Origin of the sequence: Halorubrum amylolyticum (assembly GCF_004114995.1) — an archaeon.
Lineage (GTDB): Archaea > Halobacteriota > Halobacteria > Halobacteriales > Haloferacaceae > Halorubrum > Halorubrum amylolyticum.
In genome coordinates this window covers 118392-135382 of record NZ_SDJP01000004.1, presented here as the reverse complement: position 1 = coordinate 135382, position 16991 = coordinate 118392, and the positions used below count along the sequence as shown (strand labels likewise).

Here is a 16991-nt window from a genome sequence, read left to right as displayed (position 1 = left end):
AACTTCTGTCGAGTCTCGCTCTGCCACAGTTTCGGAGGATAGGCCAGTTTTAGCTCGAGTCGAAATCTATTCGTGGTGACTCTCACCGATCAAGCACTGATTTTGAATTCATGTGGCCGTACTGCGGGACGACCGTACGAAATTGCGTGGATTTCAGTACAGTTGGATAGGGTTGTCACTCTCGAACGGCGGACCCAGCGAGAGCTCAGCCGATTAGTCGTGCGGGATCAACGCCGAGGCAACGAGCTCAACACACTCACCCGCAGTAATCACAGGTGCGTAGTCCATCTCGCCGTCGATGTCCGCTTTCAGCAGGAAGTCGGTGAGCCGCCAGATATTGTACACCACCTAGCAGGTCTGTATCTAGCTTACCGTCGCAACGGTCCACGTCCGAACAGATGTCAAAAAGAACGTTGGTGCCAACGCGGTTGTATCCACGTTCAATTTTTGTATCCCTCACCCTCGATCGGACCACTAAACACGCCATAGAGGAATTTGAAGTACCACAGTACAAGGAGAAGCGCCGGAAATCCGAGAATCGTCACGAGATTCAGCGCTAACGGTGAGACAACCGCTTCTCGAACCGTCAAGCCAGTTGGCGGATAGATCGTCGGATACAGCAGGAGCGCGACCAGCAGGCTCAACAGCGCAGGAAGCCCGAGTGCGCTCACCAGCCAAGCACGGTACTTGCCACGCAGGGCAAGAACACTTCCCCCTCCTCCCGCAACAACCGACAAGACGACAATCGCACCTACGGGAAGCGAAAGAACCATTTCAGCAGCACCTCCGGCATCAGTTACGACGACAGTAGTCAGCAGAGCGACAACTCCGAACAAGTACGCCAGCGTCGCAATAATTCCGTACGTGCGCAGGTCGGACGCCAGCCGTGACTTGGTTTTAGCTGTCAGAAAGGCCGCACCGGTGGCGACCGAGACGGTTACCAGGCCGACACCAGTCAGCAGTGCCGGCAGCGATAGTGTCGGCGCGTCAAAGATCCACCGACCAGCGAGAGTACCGAACAGCAGCGGCGCGAGAAAGCTCCCTCCGATAAAGGAGTAATCCCAGTACCGCTTCCAGCGCTCGTCGTCGCGCTGTTCGCGCATTTCCGGGCCGAGCCCGCGGAACAGCAGCGCGAGCACGAACCCAATCGCGAGCAGGTAGTGGTCCGCCAAGACTCGCGAGTACACCGGCGGGAACGCCGCTAGCAGCATCGTTCCGAAGGCGACAACCCATACCTCGTTTGCGTCCCAAACCGGACCGAACGCCGTCAAAAATGTCTCCTTCTCGTGTTCGTTGTCGCGAGTCGCGTACAGCATTCCGATTCCGAAGTCGAACCCGTCGAGGATTATGTACATCGCCAGCGCAAACATGACGGCACCGAACCAGATCTCGGGGAGCGCGTCGACAAGATACGCGTCGACGAGCAACACTAGCTCAGTCATCGTCGCTCACCTTCGGGATCGGACCGTACCAGCGATCGTCGTCCGATGCCCTCACTCCGAGCTCACTGAGCTCGTCTTCGACCAGCCACCGCAGCACATGAAGGGCTACCAAGATCAATCCGATATAGATAACGACGAAGCCGACGAGCGTCAGAGTCGCTTCGGTTCCGCTCAATGTCGAGGAAACGGCCTCACTAGTTCTGAGTTCGCCCTGAATGACCCACGGTTGTCGGCCGATCTCGGTGACGTACCACCCCGTGAGAAGCGCCGCGTAGCCGAGCGGCGACGCGGCGATCATCGTCTTCAGGAATCGACTGCTCTCCGAGAGGCGTCCGTTGTAGATGAGATACCCGCCCCATAGTGCCAGCCCGATGAACAGGAATCCGAGTCCGACCATGAACCGGAACGACCAGAACACTATCGCTACGGGCGGGTTCTCCTCATACTCGTTTAATCCAAGCACTTCGGCGTCAAAGTCACCACCGGTAGCGAGGAACGACCCGACCCCCGGAAGACTCACAGTAAAGAGGTTCTCGGCTTTCGGATCGGTGATTGCGTCAATGCTCTTTGGGAACGCGAGCAGGTGTAAGTCCGCCGTGCCGGTATCGTAGTGAGCTTCCATGGCTGCGAACTTCTGTGGCTGTGTATCTGCGACGTGACGCCCATACGCGTCACCATGGACTGCCTGCAGAGGAGCGGTGACGAGCAGGATGATAACCGCGAGTTTCAACGCAGTGTTCCACGCAGCGGCATCGCGCTTCTTCCAGACGATGTACGCCGAGACCCCGGCGACCAGCAGCGCGACAGAAATAACCGACGCATTGACCATGTGTACATACATCCACGGCATCCGGGGCGTGAAGAACGCAGCCAGCGGGTCGGTTAGCTTTGCGACCTCCATACCGTTACGCGTGATCATCTCGAAGCCCTGTGGAGTCTGCATCCAAGCGTTGACGATCAGGATCCAGAAGGCCGACAGCCAAGCCCCGACTCCCACCAGTACCGACGAGAGAATGTAGGTCCGATCGCTGACGCGTTCCTGACCGAACAGCAATACCCCGAGGAAAACAGCCTCAAGGAAGAACGCCATCTTCGCTTCGAATGCGAGCGGCCCACCGATCAGCTCTCCAGCCACCTCGGCGAACTGCGGGAAGTTCGTCCCGAATTGGAAGCTCATCGGGATGCCAGTGACCGTTCCCATGACGAATCCGGCGGCGAACACCTTTACCCAGAATGATCGCAGCCGTGTGAACCGCTCGTCGTCGGTCCGAACGTCCTTCCAAGTAAAGTAGACGATGAACGGCGCCAGCCCGACCGAGAGCGAGGCGAAAATTATGTGAACGCTGATCGTCCAGCCGAACTGCGCACGGCTCGCAAGCTCCGGCGAGAGCTGTAGCGCCCATCCCTGAATCAAGACGTCGGGAAGCACCGTCGAGAACATAGGTATATTTGATCACGGAAATAAAAGAGAAGTTGTATAATTCCCCCGTTCGAGGACTGTACTACGGTGGTTTATATCCGCAGAGCCGTAGCTTCTGTAGTCAATACGAGACGGTCACGGGTAGCGCCGGAGGCGGAGCTCAGAACACCGTTTCATGTCCTTGGTGCTGGGGATTTTCAGTACCTGTACACTTTGTTGAGCATCACCAGGCACCTTAATCGGTTGCCAACACCCTGGTGTATATAAAGAACTGACTGGCTAGACCCGCCCTGATTGGACGGGAGTGGCGCATTCGAAGGTCACACCAGATACCTCAAGACCGCGAGACCGATACGCGAACTTATGGACCGACGGAGTTTCTGTGAAAGGGCCGGCGTCGCGGGAGTCACCGCCAGCACTGCCGGCTGTCTTGGTGTTCTTGGCAGTAGTGGCGCCGAAGGAACTGTTCTCGGACCGCCGGAGCGAGACCTCAGCGAGGCATCGTTTCCGAGCTACGGTGACGACATGCCTGAGTTCACCGTCCCCGACCCGATTCACGGCGAGGTGATATCGACAGGCCAGTTCGAGGGCGAGCGCGCGGTGCTGTGGACGTCATTTTACACCAACTGTCCGGACGGGGTGTGTCCCGCACTTATTCTCCGGCTCCGTCGCGGACAGGAAGCCGCTGCCGAGGAAGGGTATAGCGACCAGGTCACGTTTCTCCCCATCACGTTCGATCCAGAGCGCGACACCGCCGAGACGCTCCGTGAGTACGCTGGCCAGCAGGGGGTCAACCTCGATGCGGGTAACTGGCACTTCCTCCGCCCAGAGACCTACGAGCGGGCCCAAGAGATACACGATGAGCACTTCGGTCTGAAGATTGAGAAGCAACCGGCAGATGATATCGAGAACCTAGAGTATCGCTTCCCGCACTACGGGCTCATCATCCTCGCCAATAAGCAAGGGATTATCGAGCGGGCGTACCCACGGGGCCCGCAAACCGACATCGAACGTCTCGTCGACGAGCTTGAACGAGTGGCCACCGCGTGACGGGTTGTGGGTTCCGGGAGGCCAGCTACTGTCGTTTTCCGCATCGTAGTTGTTGACTGGAGCCCGTCGCCGATATCGAGCCAGCGAAAAGTGTCTAGTGCTCTGTCAGTGCCCCATTGCGCCCCCAAGAGGCTGATAATGCGGGAACATCGGGTGTGGAAGGTGAACACCGAGTGCCATCAATCCGTGTGCGAACAACACGTATCCCAGCACAACGAACACGACGCCAAGCAACCGATGGACGCGACGGCGGTGGGCGACATCGATCGACTGGATGATGGTTCCATAGAGGAAGACAGCCGGAATCGTTCCAATGCCGAGGGCACCGAGAGCGATTCCTCCAGTGGTGGGGGAGCCGCTCGCGAAGGCGAACAGATAGGCGGGATACAGCATCGGGCAGGGAAGAAACGCGTGGACGGCGCCGAGACCGACAATACTCGGGCTGTTCACGTGTCGGTGAACTCTCGCCGCGAGCCACGACGTAACGCGCTGGACGCCGGGTATTCGAATATCAGCTCCGCTTCCTCCAATGACATATCGAACGCCGGTCGCTACAATGAACCCTCCGACCGCAAGACCGACAACACCTCGCAGGAGGTCAGCGATCGGTGTCAACTGGTCAGCGGTGACGAACACGACGCTTCCGAGCGCGCCGAAGACGGTCCCGAGAATCGCGTACGTCGTCGCCCGGCCGACGTTGAACAGGAAGTGTTGGCGAACCTCGTAGGTCGTGAGATGACCGGAACGCCCGTCGTTGGCCGTCACCGCCCCGCCGTCAGGTTGCGGCGTCATCTGCTTCGAGTACATCGTCACAAGTGGACCGCACATCCCGATACAGTGTGCGCCGCCGAGCACGCCGATGAGAACGAAGAGGACGACGTCAATCCGGAGGAGCGACTCGATCATAGTCGTTCTCGGTTGCGTACGGATTTGTGTCGTCTGGTGTGTCTCTCGAACGAGCCCGGACAGATACCGAGGACGTGTCACGGTAGGCGAACAAGAGGTCGCACTCGGCTGGAGACGTTCGAAAGCATCTGGAGTGTAGCTTGGCGCAACAATTCTTCACAGTAGGCGCCAATACACAGACGATGACGGACGAAATCGACATCCCAACCGAGCCGCGGGCTGCGGTCGACGCACTAGCGGCCCATCTAACTGCGACCGCAGATCGCCCAGTTCCGCCAGCGACGAACCGATGGCTCGGAGAGGCTGAAGCCGTCGCCCGCGATGCTACCAGTGACGATCTTGACACGCAAACCAGACAGAAACGGGTTCGGCAAGTTGCTACACTGCTTGAGTCGGCTGACGAAACGGACGACGTGGTCGCTGACCGCCACATCGAAGCAGCGGTCGAGTGCTGTCGAGTCGTTCTCGCAAACGAGTGACGATGATTCTGTTTGTACGGTATAGCCCTCTCTGTACATATTAAATTCTACTAGGTAGAGAAACCAAATTAAACTACGGAAGGTTATTCATTTTCGTTGAAGAAACCAGTATAAGTTACTAAAGGGTGTTCCAGCGCACCACACTTATATTCGTAGTCTCTGAAGAATACTTTGATGAGTTCAAAACAAGACGACCTCAAGGAGACGAACACCGAGGCCCGCTTCGAGTTCAAAAAGGAGGAGAAGTCTGCTTTCAAAAGCGAGAAGGGCCTCACCGAGGAGACGGTCCGCGTCATCTCGGAGGACAAAGACGAACCGGAGTGGATGCTGGAGCGCCGACTGCGCGCGCTCGAACAGTTTCAAGAGATGCCGATGCCGACCGACTGGCCCGGCCAGCCGGATTTGAGCGAGGTCGATGTCGACGAGATCGTTCCTTACATCCGCCCGGACGTCGACGTTCGTGCCGGCGTCGACGACTGGACGGAGCTCCCGGACGACATCAAGGACACCTTCGACAAGCTGGGCATCCCCGAGGCCGAGAAGAACGCACTCTCCGGCGTCGGCGCGCAGTACGAATCGGAGGTCGTCTACCAGAACATGCAGGAGCGCTGGGAGGAGAAGGGCGTCATCTTCTGTAACATGGACGAGGCGGTCCAAGAGCACGAAGAGCTCGTCCGCGAGCACTTCATGACGAAGTGCGTCCCCCCGAGCGACAACAAGTTCGCGGCGCTTCACGGCGCCATCTGGTCCGGCGGCTCGTTCGTCTACATCCCCGAAAACACTACTGTCGACATGCCGGTCCAGGCGTACTTCCGGATGAACTCCGAGGGGATGGGCCAGTTCGAGCACACGCTCATCATCGCCGAGGAGGGCTCCGAAGTTCACTACATCGAGGGCTGTTCCGCGCCGAAGTACTCGAAGTTCAACCTCCACTGCGGCGGCGTGGAAGTGTTCGTCGACGAGGACGCCCACGTCCAGTACTCGACCGTCCAGAACTGGTCGAAGAACACGTACAACCTCAACACGAAGCGCGCCATCGCCGAGAAGGGCGGGCGCATGGAGTGGATCTCCGGCTCGATGGGGTCGAAGGCGACGATGCTGTACCCGTCGACGATCCTGAAGGGCCGCGGCGCCTCCGACAACCACATCACCATCGCCTTCGCGGGCGAGGGCCAGGACATCGACACCGGCGCGAAGGTGTACCACAACGCGCCGGACACCAAGTCCACCGTCGAGTCGAAGTCGATCGCGAAGGACGGCGGCCGCACCAACTACCGCGGACTCGTCCACATCGCGGACGGCGCGGAGAACTCCTCGACCGCCGTGGAGTGCGACGCGCTGATGTTCGACAACGAGTCGACGTCGGACACGATGCCGTACATGGAGATCAACGAGTCGAAGGTCGACGTCGCCCACGAGGCGACCGTGGGCAAGATCGGCGACGAGGACATCTTCTACCTCCAGTCGCGCGGGCTGGACGACGACGACGCCAAGCAGATGATCGTCTCAGGGTTCATCGAGCCCATCACGGAGGAGCTGCCCATCGAGTACGCCGTCGAGCTCAACCGGCTCGTCGAACTCGAAATGGAGGGCTCGCTGGGGTAATCCGATGCCGGAGTGCGCCCACTGCGGAGCACACGTCTCACAACAATTTGTGACCGTGTTCGGGTTAGACGGTGGTGACGTAGTTGCCTGTCCAGCATGTTCCGGTCGGGCACACATCGCAGAGACGATCGTGGACCGATACTAGTCTCAGACCATGGAACACTGCTTTGCGTGTGAGACCGACTACGGGTACCTCGGAGCGGCCCCGCACGACGGGTCCTGTCCAGCCTGTGGCTCGACTGCTGTCACTCCCGCAGGCGATCTCAGCGTCGTCGACACGACAACATGGGAGAGCGCGAACGGGCTCTCAACGGTCCACGTGACAGCGACTGACAACCTATCACGCCAGTTTGAATTTGTCATTGCGGCGCGACGGGGACAAGGGAAACTCGTCTGTCTAGCGATCGATGAGGTAACCGTGCCCACTGAGACAGTGTGGTCAGTTCCATCTGCCGTTGCTACGAGAGTTACCGCGCATGGTATCAGGATCAGCGACTCAGCTCCGGCTCAGAGCTCACAATGAACAGTACTGGCCAGACACATAGTCGAACGCGTCTGTCCCGTCCCAGTCACGAGAGGTGATGCCACGTGATGAACGAGCGCACTAACGAAGAGCGGCTGAACACAGTTTCCCGCAGAACCGGTACTGATGAGCCCTCATCGAGCGAAACCGGCGACGGACAGTCTGTTACCGACTCCGTTTCGGAAGAGAATGGGGACGAACGGCACAGTCAGACTACGTGTACGGAGTGTCACGGACGACTTCGTCGAGCCGATGATGAGGTTGATGCGGTCTGTGACGACTGTGGACTCGTCGTTTCAGATGCGACGCTTGATACGAACATCAAACTGTACACGCCGAACGGCACCGGCGATCAGGACTCCCGCGTCGGACCAGCAAGCACGAACCTCTTACACGATAAGGGGTTGTCAACGATGATCGGGTGGCAAAACACCGATGCGTAGGGGAACGCGCTGTCAGGGGAAGAGCGACAACAGATGCGCCGCCTCCGACGGTGGGATGAGCGCTTCCGACGACGCTCATCTGCGGATAGGAGTGTTCATTTGGAGATTCAAGAACTACTGATTCAGTCGCGTACATAACGACATCGTCCGGGATGCCGAAGGAGGTCATCATTGACGCAAACGTTCCGCCGGTAGATTTGTTACTTTGAGCTGGGAACTCATCTTCTCCTTCGGTTTCTAAGACGACAACATCGTACCCACGGTCAGCTAGATCTCGTGCACACTGCGCCCCCGCTGGACCTGCCCCAGCGATGATCACATCATACCTGTTTGACATCGTTGGAGAACAACTACTCAAGAGCGGACGAACAAGATGTTGGAACACAGTGCCACTTTTCGGTTGTTTCTACACAGGCCCGGTGCCCACCATCTTAGTGGGCAGACATCTGTGACACCACGTTGACGAAGTAGACGCCACTGATAATGAGGCCAATTCCGAGAAGGCCTGCCAGATCAACTGGTTCATCAAAAACAACGGCCCCAATACCTGCCACACCGACAATACCCAATGCTGCCCATGTCCCATAGACGACACCCATCGGTAATTCTTCTAACGTCAGGGATAGTAGATAGAACGCCGCCCCATATCCGAGGATAACACCGATACTGGGAGCAGGTTGTGAAAATCCATCGGAGAGTTTGAGGGCAGTGGTCCCGAATAATTCGGAGAGTATTGCACCAGCGAGCAGTACGTACGGATGCATATCGTTAGGTCTCGAAGCCCCCGATATACGACTACTGAAACAAAACAGCACTTACAATTTGTTTGGAGGCACAATGACAAAGCATGACGGAATTGGGCGAGCTTGGACTCTCAAGTTACGAGGAGAAGACCTATCGAACCCTTCTCGTAACAGGAGCAGTGACGGCAGCTGAACTCTCTGATACTAGTGGGGTTCCAAAAGGCCGTATCTACGACGTACTAAACGGTCTTGAAGCTCGCAAGCTGATCTGGAGACAGTCAAGCGATCCAAATCAGTACGTCGCCGTACAGCCAGAAACCGTCGTCGATAGGCTTCTGGCTGAACGAGCGTATGAACTGAAACAAGAGTGGGATCGTTACCGCGAGAAAGCAGAAACAGTTCGTTCGAACCTTTTGCCGACACCACCAACAGAGAGTAGTTTCTGGCTTGGATCGCTCGGGAGTGACGAAATGAGTACAGCACTCCAGCAGCATATGCGAACCGCGGAGAGCGTTGTCAAAGCAGCCGTCGGGCCTCCTTACGAGGATGCGACGTGGGAGACACTCCAATCTGAAGTGGAAGGCTTTTTCGAGGGTGCTAATACGGATTTGTCTGTCGACCTCCTCTTCAGTGAAAAAGCAGTTACCGTACTCCCCGACCGATTCCCACATCTAATTGAAAACCAGCTCGCAGACATAACTGTCAGAACGGCTCCTGAGATTGCGCTTTCGTTTGATATCGTGGACAATGTGGAGACAACGATCGATGTGCTACATCCAGTATCTGGTGAAGACAGGATCGGTGTGATCGGGATCAAAGATTCGCAAGTAGTCTCCGAGTTTGAGCAGTACTTCCAACGACTGTGGACCGATGCTGTTCCCCTCCTTGAGTGAGACAGTGATGATGGGAGGAAGACGTGATGTGATGTAATTGACTCAAACCGATATTGTCTCTGTACATTGAGAAGGCCGGCCTCAACTACTGTCGGGCCTGGAAGTTGAGCCTATACCTGGTTTAGCGGGGCTGTGATGCGTGAATTTGGCCGGTTCAATTAGTGGAGACTGACTCAGATTCCTCACCAAACGGCCTGTCTTGTTGAACTTACAACCATATACGCGAATTTCGGAGACGTCCGACAGCGTTGTCACTCAGATGCTGCGCTACCACGGGGAGAGCCCCATTACTATCCGATTCCGGTTTCTTTCTTCACCAGCGTCAGCGTGTTATCAGCCGTCACGATCGGCGAGTGTTCATACTCACCGTTCAACTCGACCTGCACGAGTAGATCGACCGCTCGCCAGATCGAGTACAGCAAACAGGCGAACGCGAAGTAGAAGAACCGCAGGCCGAAGTGCTTCGACGTTGTAGCGGCCATGAACCGTTTGATCGATTTGTAGCCGCTCTCGATCTCCCAACGATAGCCATACTCAGTGAGAAGGCCACTTCCTCGGTTTGTCATGAACACCGAATATTGCCCGTGGTCGTCGTGTTCGTGGTGAGTAAACCAGACTTCCGAGACGATTTGAATATCCGATTCTAATCCGGCGAGTGAGGTTTGATCGTACAACGGCGTCGAATCATAGACTGGCCACTGGACGTACGGCTGTTGAGCGATTCGTCGAAAGACCGTGCGCTGTGACTCCCAGGTCGCAACCACTACGAGATACTGGCCACGACCCGGCCAAGAATCCGTCTAACTGATCAGTATAGAGGATCTAGTTACCGCAGCTGTCCGGCGACCGAGCGGTCCGGAGGACCCGGAAGGTCGCCGGTTCTCTCGCCGAAGGCGAGGCCAAGAGCCGACCATCGGGAGGCTCGCAGGCTTTTGGTCGAGCTTTTGCCAAGGAGCGAGCAACGCGAGCGACTGCAGCAAACGGTCGGTGTGCGGGAGAGTTTAGCAGGAGATTCGCTAGTTACTACCCCGAAAGAAACTGTGCGTGAACTTTTCTATGACACGCTCGCAGAAAGTAGTTTTACTCAAATCTCACTCCGCTACAGAGTGGCGAATACAAGTCGTCCTTCCCATGGCTATATTACTTAGTAGTATAACTTGGTTATTGATGGCAGAGACTCAGCTTCAGCAGGCCAAAGCAGGCGAAATCACATCTGCTATGAAACGAGTTGCCGAGCGCGAAAACTGTGATCCGGACTTTGTTCGACAGCAGGTTGCCGACGGACAAGCCATCATTCCGAACAATCATGCGCACGAATCGCTTGACCCGATGATTATCGGACGGGAATTTTCTACAAAGGTCAACGCGAACATTGGCAATAGCGACACGACTAGTGGTATCGAAGGCGAACTCCAGAAACTCCACACTGCGGTCCACTATGGTGCCGACACTGTGATGGACCTTTCAACCGGCGAGGATCTTGATGACATCCGTAGCGCTAATATCGAGCATTCACCCGTGCCGGTCGGAACCGTCCCGATTTACGAGGCTGTCAAGCGTGTTGACAGTCCCGCCGAGATCACCCACGAACTGCTGCTCGACATTATCGAGAAGCAAGCCAGGCAGGGCGTCGATTATATGACTATCCATGCAGGCGTGCTGATGGAACATCTTCCACTGACAGACGGCCGAAAGACTGGAATCGTCTCGCGAGGGGGGTCTATATTATCCCAGTGGATCGAAGAGAATGGGATGCAGAACCCGCTGTACACGAAATTCGAGGAAATCTGCGAAATCTTCGCGGAACACGACGTGACGTTCTCATTGGGCGATGGCCTCCGTCCCGGTTGTCTCGCAGATGCGAGCGACGAAGCCCAGTTCGCCGAACTCGACACACTCGGCGAACTGACTCGGACCGCATGGGACCACGGCGTTCAAGTCATGGTTGAAGGCCCCGGACACGTCCCAATAGACGAGATCGCCGATAACGTCGAACGCCAACAAGACGTCTGTGACGGTGCACCATTCTACGTCCTCGGCCCGCTAGTCACCGATGTCGCGCCGGGCTACGATCATATCACAAGCGCGATTGGGGCGACCGAGGCTGCTCGTGCAGGAGCGGCGATGTTGTGTTATGTTACACCGAAGGAACATCTCGGTCTCCCTGACGAAGAGGACGTGAGAGACGGTCTCGCAGCCTATCGGATTGCAGCCCACGCTGCTGACGTCGCGAATGATCTTCCGGGTGCACGTGACTGGGATGATGCACTTTCCGAAGCGCGCTACGAGTTCGATTGGCGCAGGCAATTCGAACTCGCACTGGATCCCGAGCGTGCCCAAGAATACCACGATCAGACATTGCCTGGCGACAACTACAAGGAAGCTCGTTTCTGCTCGATGTGTGGTGTCGAGTTTTGCTCGATGCGGATCGACCAAGACGCACGGGATGCCGACGGTGAGATGTCTTCGATTGATGATGAGACCGATCTTGACGCTTCGTCATCTGCGGAAGTGAACCTCCCCCCGGTTGGAACCCACGACACGAGTCGCGTTCCTGATGAAGTCGAAATCAATGGTGTCGCATTTACTCCTGCAGAATCACACGCAGACGATTAACCTTCAACAGTTCTGAAATTTATTTTTGGGCCACTCAATACGAGTGATCGCGACTTCAAAACCTGTGCTGACTATGTATCCTGTACTTAGCGATTCTTCTCGGTCTATTTCAACCATTGTAGCGTGACCGACTCAGAGCGTCTATCTATCAGTCTGGACACTAGTGATTTCGAATCGTGCGCCTCCCTCGTCGCTGTCGGTCACGGTGATCTCCCACCCGTGAGCGTCAACGAACTGCTTGACGATATACAGCCCAGGCCCTCACCGTTGGTTGAGTCCTCCGATTCAAACACCTGCTCACCTACGTCTTCAGAGATACCCGGCCCATCGGCTGCCACGTAGAAGCTATCCTCCAACTCACCAATCGTCACGGTCACGTCCGCACTCCCGTATCCGACCGCATTCCGAATCAAATTCTCTACTACTTGCCGGAGCTGACTCGCATCAGCCTGAATCGTTTGCTCTGTGTCGGTGACCAGCGTCGTATCGGCTGTTGGAATGGTCTGCCAGCACTCACTGTCTCCGCAAGATCAATCGCCTCGACCTCGCTCCGCCTCACCCTCCATCCTTATCTGAGCACTGCCGTGAATGGAAACCCAAGAATTATATCTTCGTCAACTGGCTTGGCTAGTGTGGTTTACGAGATAGGAAATCGCACCGTCGACGACGCTGTCGCCCGCGTACTCGACGGCGAGACACTCGACCGCCGGGATGGACTCGCACTGATTGCCCAGCCGGTCGAGCCCCTCGCCAAGGGAGCGGACTACGTCCGCTCCCAGCTCGGCGACGACACTGTCGACGCGTGTTCTATCGTGAACGCGAAGGCGGGCAACTGCGCAGAGGACTGTGGGTTCTGTGCGCAGTCAGTCCACTTCGACACTGGTATCGACACCTACGGCTTTCTCGACCCCGAACAAATCCTCAAGGCGGCCAAGCAAGCCGAACGCGACGGCGCCCAGCGCTTTGGCGTCGTCGTCGCCGAGAAAGGCGTCTCCAAGGAAAAACGCCCCGACGAGTGGGACGACGTCATCCGCGCAATCCGCTTAGTACGAGACGAAACCGACGTCGAAGTCGACGCCTCCCTCGGGATCCTCACCGAAGAAGAGGCTGCGATTCTCGCGGACGAAGGGCTCAATCACTACAACCACAACATCGAAACCTCGCCGCGTTTCTTCCCCGAAATCGTCGGGACCCATGACTTCGAAGACCGCGTGAAGACGCTCGAAGTCGCCAAGGAAGCCGGTATGGACCTCTGTGCCGGCGTTATCCTGGGCATGGGCGAATCGCCTACCGACCGCGTGGACGCGGCCATCGCGCTCCAGGACATCGGGGTCTCCTCGCTCCCCGTCAACATCCTCAATCCGGTCGCCGGGACGATGTTCAACGACCGAGAGGAAGCACTCATCTCCACGGCGGAGACCATCAAGACCATCGCGGTCTACCGACTGCTCCACCCGCACGCGCGAGTGCGGCTCACCGGCGGTCGCGAGGTCAACTTCGCTGAGGACGAGCAACACCTTCCCTTCGAGGCCGGCGCGGATGGCATCCTCACCGGGAACTACCTCACAACCGAGGGCCAGTCGCCCGGCGACGACATCGAGATGATGGAGCAGGCCGGCATGGAGCCCAATACCGAGGTCAACGATTTCGACCCGGAAGAAGTGAAATCCCGTGATGGCGACTCGGCCGACCCCGCGGATACGGCGGTCGGGACAGCCACGAGCAAGGCGGAAGTGTCTGATGGCTAACACAGAGATACAGCAACAGCTATGAACGACATCAACTTCGCCGTTCTCGGCACTGGTGGTATCGGCCGTCGCGCACTCGAAGTCTCCGCGGACAAAGACGAACTCACCCCTATCGCAGCCTGCGACCGCCATGGGGTTGCCGTCAACCACGACGGCCTTGATGTGGACGAACTGCTGGCCGCAACGGAGGGGAACATCGCTTCCGACGGCGGGACTACCGTTGAATCCGGCGGTGACGACATCAAGGAACACGGCGACGACAAGGGCGTCGTCGCCTCCACACAGGCCGAGCCGACGGAGACGCCCATCGAGGACATCATCGCCGAACACGAGGCCATCGACGCGGTACTCATCGCGCTGCCGAACCTCGAACACGACTTCATTCCGACTGTCGCCGAGCGCTTCGCGAACGCAGGCTACGAGGGCGTCCTCGTCGACGTGCTCAAGCGTTCACGTGTCATCGGCATGCTCGACGACCGCGAGGAACAACTGGAAGAATCAGGCATCACATTTGTCTGCGGTGCGGGCGCGACACCCGGCCTCCTCACGGGCGCGGCGGCACTCGCCGCCCAGTCGTTCATCGAGATCGAGGAGGTCGAAATCTGGTGGGGCGTCGGCCTCAAATCCGGCTACGAGGACAACCGCGGCACCGTCCGGGAGGACATCGCCCACCTCCCCGACTACGATATCGAATCGGCACGCGCCCTTTCGGACGAGGAGATCGAGGAGATCGTCGACGCTCACGACAGCGTCATCGAGTTCAACGACATGGAGCACGCCGACGACGTGCTTCTCGAACGGGCGGGTATCTGCGACGCTGAGGACGTGACCGTCGGCGGCGTCCTTGACCTTCGCAACGACGAGAAGCCCACAACGACGACCGTCAAAGTCACCGGTCGCACGTTCGATGGCGAGGTCGGTACCAACACGTTCGAACTCGACGACGACACGAGCATGGAAGCCAACGTGAACGGCCCTGCACTCGGCTACCTGAAGGCCGCCGTCCGCCGCAACTGGACCGGCGATTACGGCGTCTACGGGCCTGCCGAGCTCATGCCCGGGTTCTGAACCGTGCAGCAGCAGATGGATCGAGGGTTCGACCTCGAAGCACGCCTCCAGTCCCGGGAAGAGCGTGGGCTCCGTCGCGACCTCGCTCCTGTCGACCGTGTCGAGCCGAGGGCTCGCCGGGTGCCCGACCCCGGTGCCGACGTACCGGCCTTCGACGCCGATGCCGAGGAAATGCTGGTGTTCGCAGCCAACGACTACCTCGGGCTCGCGGGAGACGCCAGACTGGCCGAGGCAGCCGCCCGAACAGCCCATGAAGTCGGCACTGGCGCGGGCGCCAGCCGGCTCGTCGTGGGCGATACATCCGCTCACCGCAAGCTCGAACACGCACTCGTCAAATCGAAAGAAACCGAGCGTGCGCTGGCGTTCTCCTCGGGGTACGCCGCCAACATTGGGACGATTACGGCGCTCGCCCCCGACGCGATCTTCTCCGACGAACTCAACCATGCCTCCATCATCGACGGCTGCCGGCTCTCCGGCGCCGATATCGAGGTGTACGACCACTGTGACGCCAGCGACCTCCGGGCGACCATGGATCGCCGTGCCCGCGAAGCAGATAGGGAGGAGTCCTGGCTGGTCGTGACAGATTCGGTATTCAGCATGGATGGCGACATCGCTCCACTCAGAATGATATGTTCGGCCGCCGAGCGCCACGACGCGTGGGTGATGGTCGACGAAGCCCACGCGACGGGCGTGTACGACGGCGGCATGGTCGGTCAGCTGGGACTCGAAGACCGGATTCATGTCCAGTTGGGGACCCTCTCGAAGGCGCTCGGTGCCCAAGGCGGGTTCGTCGCCGGGAATGAGATGCTCATCGAGTACCTAGCGAATGCGGCCCGTTCGTTCGTCTTCTCGACCGGGCTTTCCCCGCCTGCGGCGGGTGCCGCACAGGAGGCGCTACGTATCGCACGGGAGACGGACCGCCCCCAGACGCTCCAGGATCACGCCGATTACCTCCGGTCGGGGTTTGAGGACCTCGGCTTCGAGGTGCTCGGTGAGACCCACATCCTGCCCGTGCTGGTCGGAGACCGGGAGGATGCGGTCGCGCTCGATGAAGCGCTCTGCGACCGCGGGGTGCTCGCCCCTGTCATCCGCCCGCCGACCGTTCCCGTGGGAATGTCACGGCTGCGCGTCGCTCCCACAGCCGCACACACGTGCGAGCAACTCGACCGCTGTCTTGACGCGTTCGAGGCCGCCGGTGAGGAGGTAGGGTTGCGATGAGTCTCTTCGTGCTTGGCACCGGCACAGGTGTCGGCAAGACCGTCATCACCGCCGGTCTCGTGGGCTGTCTCCGCGATCGCGGCCGCGATGCGGTCGGTATCAAGCCCGCACAGACCGGCTTTCCACCGGACGACGACGCCGGCTTCGTCGCCGAAGCCGCGGGAAGCGAGGACGCCAGTGTCTGCCTGCGCTATCTCGAACCCGCGCTTGCCCCGGCAGTTGCCGCAGACGTAGAAAATGTCGCCCTCTCTTACGACGAGATCCTACAGGGTTGTCGGCGCGAACTAGACGCTGCCGACCCGGGTGTCGTCGAAGGGATTGGCGGTCTCCGGGTGCCGCTCGCTGAGGGGATGGAGGTCGTCGACCTAGCCGCCGATCTCGGATTACCGACGCTCGTAGTCGCGCGCTCGGGACTCGGCACGCTCAATCACAGCGCGCTGACCGTCAAGGCTCTCGAACGACGCGGTCTTGACGTGTGCGGTGTCGTCCTCAACGATTACGCTGGCGAAACGCTCGCCGAGCGGACGAACCCCGACGTACTCGAATCAATGGTCGATCTGCCAGTGTACACAGTGCCGGGACTCGACCTGGAAACGCCGGGCGAAGCGGTGACAGCGGTAAAGGAAAACCTTCCGCCGAGCGTATTACCTGAATAGCGCCTACGACGGACGCAGAGGGGTTGATAGATTCCGGGATTGATCCGTCTCAGAGCCGTATGCATTGAGACGACCAGTCTCAACTTCTGGGGGGAGTTTGGAAGTTGAGACTACACCGGGTTTAGCGGGGCTGTGATGCGCAATATTGGACGAATCTATTCTCGAGGTCTGGTTTCGAGTC

16 protein-coding genes and 3 pseudogenes are annotated in these 16991 nt (G+C 58.4%); 11 read left to right on the top strand and 8 right to left on the bottom strand.

The features are described 5' to 3' along the window. Nucleotides 1-213: 213 nt before the first annotated feature. The 3 genes and pseudogenes from ESO89_RS06030 to ESO89_RS06020 all read right to left on the bottom strand — a co-directional run. Nucleotides 214-348 (bottom strand): annotated as a pseudogene (locus tag ESO89_RS06030) (hypothetical protein); the annotation flags it as partial. A gap of 92 nt (nucleotides 349-440) precedes the next feature. Further along, complete coding sequence (locus ESO89_RS06025; protein ID WP_128904702.1) at nucleotides 441-1442, bottom strand: cytochrome d ubiquinol oxidase subunit II; 1002 nt, start codon at nucleotides 1440-1442, stop codon at nucleotides 441-443. After that, the gene (locus ESO89_RS06020) at nucleotides 1435-2883 is read right to left on the bottom strand and encodes a cytochrome ubiquinol oxidase subunit I (RefSeq protein ID WP_128904701.1); all 1449 of its coding nucleotides are present in this window, start codon (nucleotides 2881-2883) and stop codon (nucleotides 1435-1437) included. The genes ESO89_RS06025 and ESO89_RS06020 overlap by 8 nt, the downstream gene beginning before the upstream one ends. A 342-nt stretch (nucleotides 2884-3225) precedes the next feature. On the opposite strand from ESO89_RS06020, the gene ESO89_RS06015 reads away from it, so the two are divergent. Beyond that, on the top strand, nucleotides 3226-3912 hold the full coding sequence (locus tag ESO89_RS06015; RefSeq protein ID WP_128904700.1) for an SCO family protein: 687 nt from the start codon (nucleotides 3226-3228) through the stop codon (nucleotides 3910-3912). A gap of 105 nt (nucleotides 3913-4017) precedes the next feature. Here ESO89_RS06015 and ESO89_RS06010 read toward each other — a convergent pair whose 3' ends face one another. Continuing rightward, complete coding sequence (locus ESO89_RS06010; RefSeq protein ID WP_128904699.1) at nucleotides 4018-4818, bottom strand: sulfite exporter TauE/SafE family protein; 801 nt, start codon at nucleotides 4816-4818, stop codon at nucleotides 4018-4020. A 182-nt stretch (nucleotides 4819-5000) separates the two neighbouring features. On the opposite strand from ESO89_RS06010, the gene ESO89_RS06005 reads away from it, so the two are divergent. The 4 genes from ESO89_RS06005 (at nucleotide 5001) to ESO89_RS05990 (ending at nucleotide 7868) form a co-directional block, all read left to right on the top strand. After that, entirely contained in the window at nucleotides 5001-5297 is a 297-nt protein-coding gene (locus ESO89_RS06005) for a hypothetical protein (RefSeq protein ID WP_128904698.1), read from the top strand. Nucleotides 5298-5471: 174 nt separating this feature from the next. Next, on the top strand, nucleotides 5472-6902 hold the full coding sequence (gene sufB / locus ESO89_RS06000) for a Fe-S cluster assembly protein SufB (RefSeq protein WP_128904697.1): 1431 nt from the start codon (nucleotides 5472-5474) through the stop codon (nucleotides 6900-6902). Nucleotides 6903-6906: 4 nt separating this feature from the next. Then, the gene (locus ESO89_RS19475; RefSeq protein WP_432508932.1) at nucleotides 6907-7047 is read left to right on the top strand and encodes a DUF7563 family protein; all 141 of its coding nucleotides are present in this window, start codon (nucleotides 6907-6909) and stop codon (nucleotides 7045-7047) included. Nucleotides 7048-7493: 446 nt separating this feature from the next. Next, nucleotides 7494-7868, top strand: coding sequence for a transcription initiation factor IIB family protein (locus ESO89_RS05990; RefSeq protein WP_241686138.1), 375 nt, complete (start codon nucleotides 7494-7496; stop codon nucleotides 7866-7868). Nucleotides 7869-7959: 91 nt separating this feature from the next. On the opposite strand, the pseudogene ESO89_RS05985 reads toward ESO89_RS05990, so the two are convergent. Together ESO89_RS05985 and ESO89_RS05980 are read right to left on the bottom strand one after the other, a co-directional pair. Then, nucleotides 7960-8205 (bottom strand): annotated as a pseudogene (locus ESO89_RS05985) (FAD-dependent oxidoreductase); the annotation flags it as partial. A gap of 94 nt (nucleotides 8206-8299) precedes the next feature. Further along, on the bottom strand, nucleotides 8300-8632 hold the full coding sequence (locus ESO89_RS05980) for a DMT family transporter (RefSeq protein WP_128904695.1): 333 nt from the start codon (nucleotides 8630-8632) through the stop codon (nucleotides 8300-8302). Between the two features lie 83 nt (nucleotides 8633-8715). On the opposite strand from ESO89_RS05980, the gene ESO89_RS05975 reads away from it, so the two are divergent. Further along, nucleotides 8716-9504, top strand: coding sequence for a TrmB family transcriptional regulator (locus ESO89_RS05975; protein ID WP_128904694.1), 789 nt, complete (start codon nucleotides 8716-8718; stop codon nucleotides 9502-9504). 290 nt (nucleotides 9505-9794) lie between these two features. On the opposite strand, the pseudogene ESO89_RS05970 reads toward ESO89_RS05975, so the two are convergent. Further along, nucleotides 9795-10103, bottom strand: a pseudogene (locus tag ESO89_RS05970) (transposase); the annotation flags it as partial. A 568-nt stretch (nucleotides 10104-10671) separates the two neighbouring features. On the opposite strand from ESO89_RS05970, the gene thiC reads away from it, so the two are divergent. Then, nucleotides 10672-12120: a phosphomethylpyrimidine synthase ThiC gene (gene thiC, locus ESO89_RS05965; RefSeq protein WP_128904693.1), complete on the top strand. Its 1449-nt coding sequence runs from the start codon at nucleotides 10672-10674 to the stop codon at nucleotides 12118-12120. 200 nt (nucleotides 12121-12320) lie between these two features. On the opposite strand, the gene ESO89_RS05960 is transcribed toward thiC, so the two are convergent. After that, nucleotides 12321-12533, bottom strand: a complete 213-nt coding sequence (locus ESO89_RS05960; protein WP_164932749.1) for a HAMP domain-containing histidine kinase — start codon at nucleotides 12531-12533, stop codon at nucleotides 12321-12323. 219 nt (nucleotides 12534-12752) lie between these two features. Here ESO89_RS05960 and bioB point away from each other — a divergent pair, with 219 nt between their 5' ends. The 4 genes from bioB to bioD are packed head-to-tail and all read left to right on the top strand — an operon-like array spanning nucleotide 12753 to nucleotide 16810. After that, a complete protein-coding gene (gene bioB, locus ESO89_RS05955; RefSeq protein WP_128904692.1) occupies nucleotides 12753-13868 on the top strand; it encodes a biotin synthase BioB in 1116 nt (371 codons plus the stop codon). A 21-nt stretch (nucleotides 13869-13889) separates the two neighbouring features. Beyond that, nucleotides 13890-14936, top strand: a complete 1047-nt coding sequence (locus ESO89_RS05950) for a transcriptional regulator (RefSeq protein ID WP_128904691.1) — start codon at nucleotides 13890-13892, stop codon at nucleotides 14934-14936. Between the two features lie 15 nt (nucleotides 14937-14951). Continuing rightward, entirely contained in the window at nucleotides 14952-16154 is a 1203-nt protein-coding gene (locus tag ESO89_RS05945) for an aminotransferase class I/II-fold pyridoxal phosphate-dependent enzyme (protein ID WP_128904733.1), read from the top strand. Beyond that, the gene (bioD, locus tag ESO89_RS05940) at nucleotides 16151-16810 is read left to right on the top strand and encodes a dethiobiotin synthase (protein WP_128904690.1); all 660 of its coding nucleotides are present in this window, start codon (nucleotides 16151-16153) and stop codon (nucleotides 16808-16810) included. Before ESO89_RS05945 ends, bioD begins: the two co-directional genes overlap by 4 nt. The last annotated feature ends 181 nt before the right edge of the window (nucleotides 16811-16991 follow it).

Coding starts and splice junctions, on each gene's coding strand:
- ESO89_RS05990 (WP_241686138.1), top strand. CDS start 7,494: ATGAACGAGCGCACTAACGAAGAGCGGCTGAACACAGTTTCCCGCAGA.
- ESO89_RS06025 (WP_128904702.1), bottom strand. CDS start 1,442: ATGACTGAGCTAGTGTTGCTCGTCGACGCGTATCTTGTCGACGCGCTC.
- ESO89_RS05945 (WP_128904733.1), top strand. CDS start 14,952: ATGGATCGAGGGTTCGACCTCGAAGCACGCCTCCAGTCCCGGGAAGAG.
- bioD (WP_128904690.1), top strand. CDS start 16,151: ATGAGTCTCTTCGTGCTTGGCACCGGCACAGGTGTCGGCAAGACCGTC.
- ESO89_RS06020 (WP_128904701.1), bottom strand. CDS start 2,883: ATGTTCTCGACGGTGCTTCCCGACGTCTTGATTCAGGGATGGGCGCTA.
- ESO89_RS06005 (WP_128904698.1), top strand. CDS start 5,001: ATGACGGACGAAATCGACATCCCAACCGAGCCGCGGGCTGCGGTCGAC.
- ESO89_RS19475 (WP_432508932.1), top strand. CDS start 6,907: ATGCCGGAGTGCGCCCACTGCGGAGCACACGTCTCACAACAATTTGTG.
- ESO89_RS05975 (WP_128904694.1), top strand. CDS start 8,716: ATGACGGAATTGGGCGAGCTTGGACTCTCAAGTTACGAGGAGAAGACC.
- ESO89_RS06010 (WP_128904699.1), bottom strand. CDS start 4,818: ATGATCGAGTCGCTCCTCCGGATTGACGTCGTCCTCTTCGTTCTCATC.
- ESO89_RS05950 (WP_128904691.1), top strand. CDS start 13,890: ATGAACGACATCAACTTCGCCGTTCTCGGCACTGGTGGTATCGGCCGT.
- thiC (WP_128904693.1), top strand. CDS start 10,672: ATGGCAGAGACTCAGCTTCAGCAGGCCAAAGCAGGCGAAATCACATCT.
- ESO89_RS06015 (WP_128904700.1), top strand. CDS start 3,226: ATGGACCGACGGAGTTTCTGTGAAAGGGCCGGCGTCGCGGGAGTCACC.
- ESO89_RS05980 (WP_128904695.1), bottom strand. CDS start 8,632: ATGCATCCGTACGTACTGCTCGCTGGTGCAATACTCTCCGAATTATTC.
- sufB (WP_128904697.1), top strand. CDS start 5,472: ATGAGTTCAAAACAAGACGACCTCAAGGAGACGAACACCGAGGCCCGC.